At 63.1% G+C, this 13208-nt stretch carries 12 protein-coding genes and 1 riboswitch; all 12 genes read left to right on the forward strand.

What is annotated here, in order from left to right; all coding sequences use genetic code 11:
- Nucleotides 1-106 precede the first annotated feature (106 nt).
- The 12 genes from ftsZ (at nt 107) to AC0L39_RS04830 (ending at nt 13154) form a co-directional block, all read left to right on the forward strand.
- Nucleotides 107-1864, forward strand: a complete 1758-nt coding sequence (ftsZ, locus tag AC0L39_RS04775; RefSeq protein WP_473261160.1) for a cell division protein FtsZ — start codon at nt 107-109, stop codon at nt 1862-1864.
- A 131-nt stretch (nt 1865-1995) separates the two neighbouring features.
- Entirely contained in the window at nt 1996-3480 is a 1485-nt protein-coding gene (locus AC0L39_RS04780) for an SPOR domain-containing protein (protein ID WP_473261162.1), read from the forward strand.
- Between the two features lie 159 nt (nt 3481-3639).
- The gene (locus AC0L39_RS04785) at nt 3640-4146 is read left to right on the forward strand and encodes a type III secretion system chaperone family protein (protein ID WP_473261164.1); all 507 of its coding nucleotides are present in this window, start codon (nt 3640-3642) and stop codon (nt 4144-4146) included.
- A 32-nt stretch (nt 4147-4178) separates the two neighbouring features.
- Nucleotides 4179-5021 carry a pyrroline-5-carboxylate reductase family protein gene (locus tag AC0L39_RS04790; protein WP_473261166.1) on the forward strand — a complete coding sequence of 281 codons (843 nt, stop codon included), beginning with the start codon at nt 4179-4181 and terminating at the stop codon, nt 5019-5021.
- Nucleotides 5022-5166: 145 nt separating this feature from the next.
- The gene (locus AC0L39_RS04795) at nt 5167-5940 is read left to right on the forward strand and encodes a Bax inhibitor-1/YccA family protein (protein WP_473261168.1); all 774 of its coding nucleotides are present in this window, start codon (nt 5167-5169) and stop codon (nt 5938-5940) included.
- A gap of 186 nt (nt 5941-6126) precedes the next feature.
- Nucleotides 6127-6957, forward strand: coding sequence for a hypothetical protein (locus AC0L39_RS04800; protein WP_473261170.1), 831 nt, complete (start codon nt 6127-6129; stop codon nt 6955-6957).
- 10 nt (nt 6958-6967) lie between these two features.
- Nucleotides 6968-7120, forward strand: coding sequence for a hypothetical protein (locus AC0L39_RS04805; RefSeq protein WP_473261171.1), 153 nt, complete (start codon nt 6968-6970; stop codon nt 7118-7120).
- Between the two features lie 39 nt (nt 7121-7159).
- Nucleotides 7160-7360: riboswitch (cobalamin riboswitch) on the forward strand.
- A gap of 114 nt (nt 7361-7474) precedes the next feature.
- Nucleotides 7475-9409 (forward strand): TonB-dependent receptor plug domain-containing protein, encoded by a 1935-nt coding sequence (locus AC0L39_RS04810; RefSeq protein WP_473261173.1) that lies wholly within the window; start codon nt 7475-7477, stop codon nt 9407-9409.
- Between the two features lie 114 nt (nt 9410-9523).
- Nucleotides 9524-10582 (forward strand): GTPase ObgE, encoded by a 1059-nt coding sequence (obgE, locus tag AC0L39_RS04815; RefSeq protein WP_473262271.1) that lies wholly within the window; start codon nt 9524-9526, stop codon nt 10580-10582.
- Between the two features lie 4 nt (nt 10583-10586).
- On the forward strand, nt 10587-11708 hold the full coding sequence (gene proB, locus AC0L39_RS04820; RefSeq protein ID WP_473262272.1) for a glutamate 5-kinase: 1122 nt from the start codon (nt 10587-10589) through the stop codon (nt 11706-11708).
- Nucleotides 11709-11718: 10 nt separating this feature from the next.
- Nucleotides 11719-12630: an NAD-dependent epimerase/dehydratase family protein gene (locus AC0L39_RS04825; RefSeq protein ID WP_473261175.1), complete on the forward strand. Its 912-nt coding sequence runs from the start codon at nt 11719-11721 to the stop codon at nt 12628-12630.
- Between the two features lie 107 nt (nt 12631-12737).
- A complete protein-coding gene (locus tag AC0L39_RS04830) occupies nt 12738-13154 on the forward strand; it encodes a hypothetical protein (protein ID WP_473261177.1) in 417 nt (138 codons plus the stop codon).
- Nucleotides 13155-13208: the final 54 nt, after the last annotated feature.

Consider the following 13208-nt stretch of genomic DNA (forward strand, 5'->3'; position numbering starts at 1 on the left):
GGTATAACGGGCTTGTAGCGTATGTGTCACAAGCGATTTGAATGAATGGCAAGGCCAGGCGGTAGATAAAACAGGGACGCCCCCGCCTGCTTGGAGGAAGAATTAGATGAGCATCAATATCGGACCAGCAGCCAGCGACGATATGCGTCCGCGCATTACCGTGATCGGGATCGGCGGCGCCGGCGGCAACGCGATCGCCAATATGATCGCCTCGGAAATCGAAGGCGTGGATTTCCTCGTTGCGAACACCGATGCGCAGGCGCTCAGCAGCAGCCCTGCGGAAAAGCGCATCCAGCTTGGCCCGGACATCACCGGCGGCCTTGGCGCAGGCGCGCGTCCCGAAGTGGGCAAAGCCGCAGCCGAAGAAACCGTTGCCGAGCTCGAGGAAGCTCTCGAAGGCGTGAACATGGTCTTCATCGCAGCCGGTATGGGCGGCGGCACCGGCACCGGTGCAGCGCCCGTGATTGCCGAGGCGGCCCGGCGCAAGGGCGTGCTCACGGTCGGTGTCGTGACGAAACCCTTCCTGTTCGAAGGCGCGCGCCGGATGCGCGCTGCAGAGGCCGGTATCGAGGAGTTGCAGGATCACGTCGATACGCTGATCGTGATCCCGAACCAGAACCTGTTCCTGATCGCCAGCCCCGAGACGACTTTCAAGGAAGCCTTCGGCCTCGCTGACGAAGTGCTGCAGCAGGGCGTGCGCTCGATCACCGACCTGATGGTGATGCCGGGCCTTATCAACCTCGACTTTGCCGATGTGCGCTCCGTCATGAGCGAAATGGGCAAGGCGATGATGGGTACGGGCGAGGGCGAAGGCGAAAATCGCGCGCTCGACGCTGCCGAACAGGCAATCGCCAACCCGCTGCTCGACGGTGTGTCGATGCAGGGCGCGAAAGGCGTGATCATCTCGATCCTAGGCGGCGAAGACATGAAGCTGCTTGAAGTCGACGAGGCCGCAAATCACATTCGCGAACTGGTCGATGAGGATGCCAACATCATCTGGGGCAGCGCGTTCAACCAGGATCTCGAAGGCAAGATCCGCGTGTCGGTCGTCGCGACCGGCATCGAGCAAAGCGCTGCGGCAAAGGCCGAAAGGTCCCAGCCGGTTTCGCTGTCGAACGCGCGCGCACCCAAGCGCCCGATTCTCGACCTCGGCACACAGAGCGAGGATGAAACCATCGAAGCGCCGCTCGACCTGACCGCACCGGCGCCCGAGCCGGAAGCCGAGCCCAAGGTTGAGATGGAACCGGCTCCCGAACCTGCAAACGAGGCGGAACCTTTCGACCTGACCGGCATGCAGGCGGGCGACGACATGGGTGAGGACGACGGCGACGATGTCGATGGCATCGTCGATCCACTCGCTGGCTTGCGCCAAACTGAAGAGGACGAATACGAGCTCGCCAGCGAAGCCGAGGAAGGCTCGCTCGCCGATCCTGCCGAGGACGCGCATTTCGCAGCACCCGGCGATGATGGGTTCGCGGACAGCGATGGCGGTGATGCAGGCACACCGGAACCGCTCGAGCTGGGCGGCGACTTCGCCGAAGCTGACGGAGCGGGAGGCGGCGATGACCTGCTCGGCGATGCCGACCGCCTTGCCGCCGAGGACAAGCCGGTTGAGGCCCGCCAGGGCGGAAGCGGCGGCAGCACGGGAGCAGGCGGTGACGCCGGCGAAAGCGGCAGCGGCTCGGGCGGAGCAGCACCCGGCAAGGCGGCTGATGCAGCCGCCGGGGGCAGTACTTTGTTCGAACGCATGGCCAATCTGTCGCGGTCAGGCACCGATGACAAGGACGAGGATGATGAGGACGGTGACGACGATGCGCCCGCACTCAGCATTCCGCGGTTTCTTGGACGTCAGAACAACCAGTAAAACGGCCTCGCAAATACCGCGCTTCCAGCTTTGAAGCTGCGTCGTTTCGGCGGGCGCGCGGTGCTGTTCGCCTCGCATTCAGGCGCGGCGGCCTAGCGCGGGATGACAATTCGGCTAGCTGAACATTCGTGATGACATTCTTTACCCGCCAATTTTCGCTCGCTCGCTCCGCCATGATCGCTGCATCGGTGCTCGGTCTGGCTGGTCTGAGTGCGGTGCCCGTTTCGGCCCAACGATCGACCTCGCGCGCGGTGGTTCAACCGCTTCCGACAAAGGATTTGCAGCGTCTCAACCGCGCGCTGATCCGGCTCGCCAATAATCCGAGAAGCGTGGATGCGATGATCGAGGCGGGCGACGCCGCGTTGAGTGTCGACGATCTCGAGGCCGCTATGGGATTTTATGGGCGTGCAGAGGACCTTTCGCCCAACAATCCGCGCATCAAGCTCGGTATGGCAAGCGTGTATTTGCGTTCGGGCCGCCCGGTCGAGGCGCTGCCGTTCTTCGCTGCTGCACAGAGCGCGGGCGCGGAAACGCGGGACTTTCTGAGCGATCGCGGGCTGGCTTTCGACCTCATCGGCGATGCCGAGAGTGCGCAGGCCGTCTACGTCCGGGCCATCGCGATCAATCCCTCCGATAACGAGGCCAAGCGGCGACTGGCGCTGAGTTATGCGATCTCGGGCAATCGTGCAGGCTTTGAGGACACTCTGAGGCCGCTGCTGGACCAGCGCGATTTCGGCTCATTTCGCGCGCGCGCTTTCGGACTGGCGATCCTCGGCGAACAGGACCGGGCAGCGGCCATCGTCGATGCGGTGATGCCGCGCGATCTTGCGAGGCGGATCACGCCCTATCTTGAATTTATGCCGCGCCTGACAAAGGCGCAGCAGGCGGCTGCGGCCAATATCGGTGTGTTCCCGCGCGCCGCCGATATCGGGCGCGAAGACCCGCGCATCGCAGCATATGTTGGCGCTGCAGGCAGTTCGGCGGCAGCCGCCGCGCGCGAAGCCGATAGCAAGCTCGAACCGGCAGGAGAGCCGCTGGGCAACCAGGCGCAGGCCGCAGCCGATGCTGCGACCACGACGGTGCAGCCCGCGCAGGCGCAGATTGCGACGGCCCAGCCCGAGCCCGCTCAGGTTCAGCCCGCACAGTCACAGCCCGTACAGTCACAGCCCCGGCCCGTACGTGCCGAACCGGCAGGCGCGCAGCCAGCCAGCGTGGCCGATGCGTTCGCGGATATTGGAAGCAGCGCTCCGCCAAAGACCGATACCGCCGCGAACGCGGTCGATCTTGGCGCAATCCAGATCCCGCGCGAAGCCGCGCCCGCACCAGCTGAGCCTGCAGAGCCTGTTCATCCGAGCCGGATCTGGGTCCAGGTGGCAACCGGGCAAGATATGGCCGCGCTCAAGTTCGACTGGGCGCGCTTGTCGCGCCGCGTGCCCGAGCTGCTCGGCAGGTTCGAACCGCATGTGACGCCGTGGGGGCAGGCCAACCGCCTGCTCGCCGGACCGGTCGCAAATCTCGCCGAAGCGCGCGATCTCATCAATGCGCTGAAGCAGGAGGGCGTTGACACATTCCGCTTCACCAGCCCCGAAGGCACTGAAATTAAACAATTAAAGTAATAAATTCGGCTCATCCCCGAGTTTCTGTGCACAAGCTTTGAACAAGCGAAGCGCGTTCTCCCCAGCCGCGCCGAGCGCCCGGATTGCCAAGCGATAGGTTGTGCAGGCATCCCTCCAATCGATGACATTCAAAGCCCAATCCCCCGAAGGCTCCTCCTGATGAGAGCGCACGAGTACGATTTCTCCGCGCAGGATGACGCAGCGCCTGTCGATATGCTGGCCGCGCTGTTCGAGGCGCGGAACTGGACCTGCGAGATCGTCTCCGATGACGAGATGACCGGGGAAGTGCAGGGTAGCTGGGCCAAGTACCAGCTGCGCGCGATCTGGCGTGCGCCGGACAATGTGCTGCAATTTCTCTGCCTTCCCGACATCCGCGTGCAGGAGGACAAGAAGCAGCGGGCCTACGAATTGCTGAGCCTCGTCAACGAGCAGATTTGGCTCGGCCATTTCGATATCTGGTCGAATGGCGAGGTCCTGCTTTATCGCCACGGCGCCTTGCTAGGCGATGACGGAATGCTGAGCCTGACGCAGGCGCAGTCACTGGTCGAAAACGCCATCGACGAATGCGACCGGTTCTACCCGGCTTTCCAGTTCGTGCTGTGGGGCGACAAGAGCCCGCGCGATGCGCTGGATGCGGCAATGGTTGACGCGGCGGGCGAAGCTTAGGCAAGGGCAGTTGCCGAAAGGTGGTTTTTCCCATGCCCAACACTGGCCAGCCCGGCAGCGCACAATCCGAGATCAGGCAGCTGCTTATTATTGGCTGCGGCAATATGGGCGGCGCGATGCTGGCCGGCTGGCTGGCTGCGGGGTTTTCGCCCAAACGCTTCGCGGTTCTCGATCCGGCGCTTGAGGCTGCTCCTGACGGTGTCGCGCTATACCGAACGCCGGAAGACGCCGCTGCAGCGGGCGCGCATGACGCGGTTCTGCTTGGCTTCAAACCGCAGCAATTGAGCGCGCTCGCGCCCGGTTTGCAGGGCCTTACGGGCGAGGGCGCAAAGGTCTATTCACTGCTCGCGGGCCTCACGCTGGCGCAGTTGCAAGACGCTTTCCCGAAAGCGGCCTTGCATGTTCGGGTGATGCCCAATCTCGCTTCGCGCATCAACAAATCGCCGATCATCCTGCTTGAGCGCGGGCTCGATCCTGCCGCGCGCCCGGACGTAACCGCATTTTTTGGCGCTCTCGGCACAGCCGTCTGGCTGGAGGATGAGAGCAAGTTCAACCTCGTCACGGCCCTCGCCGGATCGGGTCCGGGATTTGTCTATCGTTTCATCGATGCGCTTGCGGGTGCGGCGACCGATCTGGGCCTGGATCAGCACCAGTCGGAGGCGCTCGCGCTGGCGATGGTGGACGGAGCCTCATCGCTGGCGGCGGGCGAAACCATTCCTCCCGGAGAGCTCGCGGACCGGGTCGCAAGTCCTGGCGGGATGACGCGCGAAGGGATGAATGTGCTCGATAAAGATGGCGCACTTCGCAAGTTGCTCGTCGAAACCCTGCGGGCCACCGCAGAACGCGGATCGGAGCTTTCTGCCGAAAATAATTGATTTGGCAGGACAAGTGGCCGGGCACTTGGGTTAATTTCCGTCAACATCTTGCTACCGGTTTCGCTTGAAATCCGATGACAAAACACCGATATTGCTCTCGAAGAGGCGCGGCATTTCGCGCCGTTATTGGAGTTAAGGATCCAAAATGGCTGATTGGAAAGACACACAGCGCACCGGATTTGGCTCGGTGCCGCGCGCCGGCGGCGACGTCGCTGGCGTGACTTATGACGAGGGCCTGCGCAAGCATATGCTCTCGATCTACAATTACATGGCCTCGGGCGTGCTTTTGACAGGCATCGTCGCGCTGCTGTTCGTCAATTCGCCGTTCTTCGAAATGGCCTTTCAGGTAGTGCAGACGCCGGGTGGGGTGGCTCTTTCGGCTACCGGACTTGGGTGGATCATCCAGTTGTCGCCGCTGGCAGTGATGCTGTTCTGGTGGTTTGGCGCGAACAAGGCATCCGTAGGTACGCTGCAAATCGCCTTCTGGTCGTTTGCGGTGCTGTTCGGACTGTCGCTCTCGACAATCCTGGTGATCTACACCGGCGAATCCGTTGCAGCAGCGTTCTTCTCGACCGCTGCGGCTTTTGCGGGTCTCTCGCTGTGGGGCTACACCACGAAGAAAGACATTTCGGGCTGGGGCAGCTTCCTGATCATGGGCGTAATCGGCCTTTTCGTGGCGATGCTGCTCAACGTGTTCTTGTTCCAGTCGGGCGTGATGTCGATGGTCATCAGCGTGATCGGCGTGCTGATTTTCGCCGGTCTGACGGCGTACGACACGCAGCGTCTGAAGAACCAGTATCAGTATGTTGCCGGGACCGAGATGGCTGGCCGCGCGATCATTTTCGGCGCGCTGAACCTCTATCTCGACTTCATCAACATGTTCATCTTCATCCTCCAGCTGCTCGGCAATCGCGAGTAATTGCGGGGCGTTGATCAGATCGGAGGCACACTTCTTCGATCAAACTGGTGAAATCTCTTATGCCCGGGACCTTTAACGAGGTTCCGGGCATTTGCTTTGCACCACGATGTGACTATCGAAACGCACTTAATACCAGAGCAATGCGGTGTCGGGCATGATCTGCCACCGGTAATGAGAGAGAAAAGCATGAAATTTGCGGACGGTCGCACCGCCAAGAACCAGCCCGCGCGGAGACGCGCACCTGCCGGGCTGCGTATTACCGCCGTGGCGATGGCAGTCACGGTGCTCGGTGCCTGTGCCAGTCCGCCGCCGCCTCCGCCGCCGCCGCCTCCGCCTCCTCCGCCCCCACCTGTCGTTGAAGCGACCCCGTATCGTCCGCTGCCGCCAGCGGGCGCGGCCTATGTGATGCGCATTCCGGGCAGAGATGCGATGGGTCGCCGCCAAACAGTCAACCGCAATATCAGCGCCGATGAAAAGGTATGGCATTTCCGCTCCGCCTGGAACGTCGCCGCACTCAATTGCCTTGCCCCGCAATACGAGCCCATTCTCGAGGCCTACAGCACCTTTATCGACGAGCACGCCAGCGCTCTGATGGAGGTCAACAACCGGATCGACGAGGTCTACAATATCGTGGCCGAAACTCGGCGTGATGCGATCATGGCGCGCGAAAACCAGATGACTAGCGTCTACAATTTCTTCGCCTTGCCTCCTGCAAGGGCGAAGTTCTGCCGGGCCGCGCTCGACATCTCCAATCGGGCGCTGGCCGCGCCGCCGGCCGATCCGCTTGCATTTGCAGAAGCCAATTTTGCGCAGCTCGAAGCGCCGTTCGAAAGCTTCTTCAACGAATACGAAAACTACCAGCGCATGTCGGCGGCTTGGGACGCCAAGTTCGGGGACCTGTTCGGTCCTTCGCAGCCCGGCTGGGTCGCCGTGCAGGCGGCTCGCCGGAGAGCGGCGCTCATCCCGACGGTACGGAGAGAGCGATCCCGCCTCGACCCTTGCAAGCCCCACCCGTGAGGCGGGTGTCGTGATCGACACTCAAACCGGCGCTGCGGTGCCGGTATTGCCGGTCGAGGAGGACTTCGTGTCCCAGCCGGTAGTCGAACCCGTCGCGACTGACACTGCCACTGCCGATCGGCGCGAAGCCGAGCCGGCTCCTGCACCGCGGGGCCTGCGTTAATCCGTCCGCGCGGCTTGCCGAACTCATCGTCACAGCGTAACGCATCGCCATCACTTCGGTAACGGGAACGCGGTTCAATTCCGCGGCTGTCCCTGCAACTGTAAGCGGTGAGCGACTGTTTCGCGCGGCTCTTCATGGGCCGCAGCCACTGGGGAACACCAGCACGGTGCCCCTGGGAAGGTGAGAGCCAGACGCGCATGATCCGTGAGCCAGGAGACCGACCGAAGCGTGTCGCTTGTTGCCTGGTTCAGGGATTGATCCGGCGCGAAAGAACTTTCGTTTCGAGCGACGATGTACTGGCCGGGAGGGTTCGCCCTCGCGGTCAATGTGTTGCTTGAACGGGAGGAATTATCCGTGAAGAAAAATTCGATATTGTGCAGCACCGCGTTCGCGGCGCTTGGATTGTGCGCGCCGGTCGCGGCGCAGAACGCGGATGGGAAATATCTCTATCCCGGCCAGACCGAAAAGCCCGAAGTGCTTGTGACCGCGAGCCGGACCGACAATTCGGTTTCGCTGGATGAATATACCGGCTCCGCCTCGGTCATCACGCCGCAGCAGCTGGAACAGCGGCAGACCCGCGACATTGCCGATGTGCTGCGCGATGTACCTGGTGTGGCGGTCAGCTCGGTCGCGGGGCAGACGCAGATTCGCATGCGGGGTTCGGAGGCCAATCATGTGCTGGTGCTGGTCGACGGGATCGAAGTTTCCGACCCCTTTGCCGGTGAATTCGACATCGGCACCCTTCAGGCCGAAATCGGGAGCCGGGTCGAAGTGCTGCGCGGACCGCAATCCGCGCTCTACGGCAATGACGCGATCGGCGGCGTGGTCGCGTATGAAAGCGCAAGCGGGCGCGATCTCGAAGGGTTCGCCGCGCGGATCGAGGGCGGCACACAGGGCACGATCAACGGCTCGGCCCGGATCGGTGCGCTTGGCACGGCATGGGACGCAGCGCTCTCCGCCACTGTCGTCAGCACGGACGGCCAGCCCAATGCGAGAGGCGGGTCGCGCGACATCGGGCGAGACAGCTATACTGTGTCGGGCAAGGGCGCTGTGGACCTTGCACCGGGTCTTGAACTGCGCGCTGCGGGCCGGTTCATCCGCACCGAGGGCGACTTCAACGATAGCGACTTCGACACCGCCGCGCCGACATTCGGGCTGATCATCGACAGCCCCGGCACGCGGTTCGAGAACGAGGCTCTCTATGGGCTTGTCGGCGCGCGTATTGACGCGCTGGAGGGACGCTGGACGCACGATCTGTCGGCCCAGATCGCCGACATTACCCGCGACAGCTTCGCCGCATTCGGTCGCACCAGCGGCAGCGAAGGCGACCGGCTGAAGGCATCCTATGTCAGTGCGCTTGAAATCGGCGAGGGGCACAACCTGACCTTCGCCGCCGACTGGGAGCGCGAGCGGTTTCGCAACAACGATCCCTTCGGCGTGGCCTCGGATACGCGGCAGCAAATCGAGAATATCGGCCTTGTGGGCGAATATCGTTTCACCTCGGAGCGCTTTGACCTGTCCGCCGCCCTGCGTCACGACATCAACGACCGTTTCGCCGATGAGACCACGTTCCGCATAGGTGCAGGCTTCGCTGTGAGCGGCACCACCCGCATCAGGGCAAGTGCGGGGTCGGGCATCAAAAACCCCGGCTTTTTCGAGCTGTTCGGTTTCTTCGATGGCCGTTTCATAGGCAACGAGAATCTGAGCCCCGAAAAATCGACCGGCTGGGAAGTCGGCATCGACCAGCGGTTGGCGAATGGAGCGGTCACTCTTTCCGCGACGTATTTCGACAGCGAGCTTGAGGATGAGATTTTCACGACTTTCCCTGCGCCCGATTTCATCGCGACGCCTGCAAACCGGGCCACCGAAAGCACCCAGAGCGGCGTGGAGCTGTCGGCCCGCGCGCGTCTGGGCGGCGGCTTCAGCCTCGATGCGTCCTACAGTGTGCTCGACGCCGAAGAAGACGGGGCCGAAGAGGTGCGGAGGCCCGATAACATCGCCAGCGCAGCGTTCAACTGGTCCCACCCCCAAGATGCCGCGTCGGCCACGCTTGTCATCCGTCACAATGGCGCGGCGGAAGACCTCGCCTTTACCGACCCGAGCTTCGTTCCGGTGCGGGTGAGCCTGGACGATTATTCGCTGGTGAATATCAACGCGCGGGTCCGACTGACCGACGGGATCGAAGCGTTCGGAAGGGTCGAGAATGTGCTCGATGAGACCTACGAGCAGGTGTTCAGCTTCGTCTCTCCAGGGCGCTCTGCGGTGTTGGGATTGAAGGCGAGCTTCTGACGGCCCGCAGTGATGCTGCCCGTCAGGTCGTATGAGCGAGGATATCGCAGTCCGGATGGCCTGCGCATACAAGAACGTCTCGCAATTTGATCGGGAAATGCATAGGTGCGTCCCATGCATTTCCTCGATCAGGCCAAAATCTATCTCAAATCGGGCGCAGGCGGGCCGGGAGCGGTCAGCTTTCGGCGCGAGAAATACGTCGAATATGGCGGCCCCGATGGCGGCAATGGCGGCAAGGGCGGCGATATCATCTTTGAAGCGGTGCAGGGTCTCAACACCCTGATCGACTTCCGCTACGCCCAGCATTTCAAGGCCAAGCGCGGTAATCACGGTCAGGGCCGCGATCAGACCGGTGCGGGCGCACCCGACATGATCGTGAAAGTCCCGGTCGGCGCGCAGGTCCTGTCCGAGGACAAGGAAGAGGTTCTCGCCGATTTTACCGAGATCGGCCAGCGCATCACCTTCCTTGAAGGGGGAATGGGCGGACGCGGCAATGCGTCGTACAAAAGCTCGACCAATCGCGCGCCGCGCCAGCACCAGCCGGGCGAGCCGGGCGAGGAAATGTGGGTGTGGCTGCGGCTGAAACTGCTTGCCGATGTGGGCCTGCTGGGCCTGCCCAATGCGGGCAAATCGACCTTTATCAACGCGGTGTCCAATGCCGGGGCCAAGGTGGGGCATTACGCCTTCACCACGCTGATCCCGAAGCTGGGTGTGGTCAATCACAAGGGCCGCGAGTTTGTGCTGGCCGACATTCCCGGCCTTATTGAAGGTGCAGCAGATGGCGCCGGGATCGGTGACCGGTTTCTCGGGCATATCGAGCGCTGCCGCGTGCTCATCCACCTGATCGACATTGCCGGTGACGACCCCGCCGCGGCCATGAAGACCGTTCGCGACGAACTCGCCGCTTACGGAGCCGGGCTGGAGGACAAGCCGCAGCTGGTCGCGCTCAACAAACTGGACCTAGCCGACAAGGAGTTGGGCGAAGCATTCGCCGATGAGCTGATTGCAGCAGGCGCGGACAAGGTATTCCGGGTGTCCGGCGCGACCGGAGAGGGGATCGAGGAACTGCTCGATGCCGTGCTCGGCTACCTGCCGGACAGCACCTCGACAGAAACCAATGCAGCCGAAGTCGAGAACGCGGAAGAGGATGGCGGTGAGTGGTCGCCGATCTGACGTGATGCGCCCGGCCTCGATCAAGGATATCGGCTCGGCGCGCCGGCTGGTGGTCAAGATCGGCAGCGCGCTGCTGGTTGAAGACGGTGAGCCTGCATTGGCGCAGCTGCGCTCGCTGGCTCAGGACCTGGCGGGGCTGCGTACGAACGGCACCCAGATCATTGTCGTCAGCTCTGGCGCAATTGCGCTGGGCGCAGCCCGGCTTGGCCTGCCCAAAGGCGGACGTGCGAGCCTGTCCGACGCGCAGGCGGCAGCCTCTGTCGGGCAGGTTGCGCTGGCGCAGCTTTGGGCCGGGGTTCTGGGCGAGCACAATCTGCTGGCTGCACAGATGCTGGTCACTTTGGGCGATCTCGAAAATCGTCGCCGCTACCTGAATGCGGCTGCCACGCTGGAGCGCCTGCTGGAGGCGGGCGCTGTCCCGGTCGTCAACGAGAATGACAGCGTCGCGACCGAAGAGATTCGCTTTGGCGATAATGATCGGCTGGCGGCGCGCGTGGCGCAGGCGGCGGGCGCGGATGCGGTGCTGCTGCTATCCGACGTGGATGGTCTCTATGATCGCCCCCCTCACGAAGAGGGCGCGCAATTGGTCGAGCGGGTCGAAGGCGTCACGCCGGAGGTCATTGCGATGGCAGGTGACGGCTCATCCTCTGGGCTGGGCTCAGGCGGGATGACGGCAAAGCTGCAGGCGGCACGGATCGCCGAGCGGGCAGGTATCATGCTCGCGATCATCAATGGCACTCGGGAATCGCCGATAGCCAAAGCGGTTGCCGCCGATCGCGGCACCGTGTTCCTCCCGGTGAGAAGCGATAACGCGCGCAAGGCCTGGCTCGGAGGGCGGCTGGCCCCCGAAGGCAAGCTCGCAGTCGATGCGGGGTGTGTCCGCGCGTTGGCCGACGGCGCAAGTCTGCTGGCGGCGGGTCTCACTCACATCGAAGGCGAATTCCAGCGCGGCGACCTCGTCAGCCTGCACGGTCCCGGCGGGGAACTGCTCGGGCAGGGGCTGGTCGAATACAGCGCAGCTGATTGCCGAGCGATCCTGGGGCTGCGCGAAAGCGAACAGGAAGCGCGGCTCGGCTATGCACCGCGCGCGGCAGTGGTCCACCGCGACCACATGGTGCGATCTTGAGGATGCATCCATGACGATAGCAATCACGGGCGGGACCGGCTTTGTCGGCAGCGCGGTCCTCGACGTGGCGCGGCAAAAGGGCTTTCCGGTAAAGGCGCTTGCGCGCGGAGAGCAGCCGGAGCAGCCGGGTGTCACATGGGTCCGCGGCGATCTGGACGATTCAGCCGCCTTGCGAGAATTGGCGGAAGGGACAGAGGCGGTGATCCACATTGCCGGCCTCACCAACACGCCCAATCCAGTGCGCTTCGAAGCTGCCAATGTTGCCGGGACCGCGAATATGATCGCCGCTTCCAAGGCGACCGGGACGGACCGCTTTGTGTTCGTCTCTTCGCTCTCGGCGCGCGAGCCTGAATTGTCGGCCTATGGCGGATCGAAGCACCGGGCGGAGAAGCTGGTCGAAGCGAGCGATCTCGATTGGACCATTGTGCGCCCTCCCGCCGTGTATGGCCCGCGCGACACCGACATGTTCGAGCTGTTCCGCTCGGCCAAATACGGTATCGTCCCGGTGCCCCCCGAAGGCCGCACCTCGATCATTCATGTCGAGGATCTGGCGCGGCTGCTGGTTGCGCTGGTCCCATCGGACCACAAGGTGACAGGCAAGACGTTCGAGCCGTGGGATGATAACGGCTTTGGCTACGAGCATTCCGAGCTTGGCAAGATGATCGCCGAGGCGGTGGGCAACCCCAACGCCATTGCGCCAAAGCTGCCCGCGTCGATCCTGCATCTCGCTGCAAAAGCGGATCAAGCCATTCGCGGTCCCAAGGCCAAGCTTACACCCGACCGTGTCGGCTACATGCTCCACCCCGATTGGGTGTGCGACATGAAGAAAGCGCCGCCGATCTCGCTGTGGCAGGCGGTTTGGCCGGGCGAGGAAGGTCTCAAGATGACCGCCGATTGGTACAAGGCCGAAGGCTGGCTGTAGCGCGCGGCTTTGACTTGCCCGCGCGAAGCCCTAGAACGCGTGCGGGTTCGCATGATTAGGAAATGGCGCGCAATTGTGCGCTTCGACATGCATTGGGGACTAATATCATGAAATATATCGCACTTGCCGCAGCTCTGGCGGCCGTAACTGCTTGCTCGCCTGCAGAAACCGAAGAAGCGGCGGAAGTGGATACCGCTGCGGTCGAGGATACGGAAATTGTCGCTGACCCCATCGCAGCCGATGGCGCGCCTACGCCGGGCACGTACGAAGTCACCAATTCCGAAGGCGGCGTCAGCACCGAGGTCATCAACGCAGATGGCACTTTCACCAGCACCGGCCCCGATGGCGAGGTACCGACCGGGACATGGGAACAGCGTTCTCCGGAAGAGTTCTGCACGCAGGGCGACGGTGAAGACGCCATGACCTGCTACGCCGAGGGAGTCGATGCGGACGGCGTCTGGACTTCGGTCGATCCCGATGATGGCGAGGTTTCTACGGTCGTGCGGGTCGACGCCGACAGCTGATCGCAGGCCGACATGACGAAGGGCGCCGGCGCGGAGTTAATTCGCTCTCGGCGC

The sequence above is a fragment of the Erythrobacter sp. K21-9 genome, from assembly GCF_055808355.1.

Coding starts and splice junctions, on each gene's coding strand:
- AC0L39_RS04785 (WP_473261164.1), top strand. CDS start 3,640: ATGAGAGCGCACGAGTACGATTTCTCCGCGCAGGATGACGCAGCGCCT.
- proB (WP_473262272.1), top strand. CDS start 10,587: ATGCGCCCGGCCTCGATCAAGGATATCGGCTCGGCGCGCCGGCTGGTG.
- AC0L39_RS04800 (WP_473261170.1), top strand. CDS start 6,127: ATGAAATTTGCGGACGGTCGCACCGCCAAGAACCAGCCCGCGCGGAGA.
- obgE (WP_473262271.1), top strand. CDS start 9,524: ATGCATTTCCTCGATCAGGCCAAAATCTATCTCAAATCGGGCGCAGGC.
- AC0L39_RS04795 (WP_473261168.1), top strand. CDS start 5,167: ATGGCTGATTGGAAAGACACACAGCGCACCGGATTTGGCTCGGTGCCG.
- AC0L39_RS04825 (WP_473261175.1), top strand. CDS start 11,719: ATGACGATAGCAATCACGGGCGGGACCGGCTTTGTCGGCAGCGCGGTC.
- AC0L39_RS04830 (WP_473261177.1), top strand. CDS start 12,738: ATGAAATATATCGCACTTGCCGCAGCTCTGGCGGCCGTAACTGCTTGC.
- AC0L39_RS04780 (WP_473261162.1), top strand. CDS start 1,996: ATGACATTCTTTACCCGCCAATTTTCGCTCGCTCGCTCCGCCATGATC.
- ftsZ (WP_473261160.1), top strand. CDS start 107: ATGAGCATCAATATCGGACCAGCAGCCAGCGACGATATGCGTCCGCGC.
- AC0L39_RS04790 (WP_473261166.1), top strand. CDS start 4,179: ATGCCCAACACTGGCCAGCCCGGCAGCGCACAATCCGAGATCAGGCAG.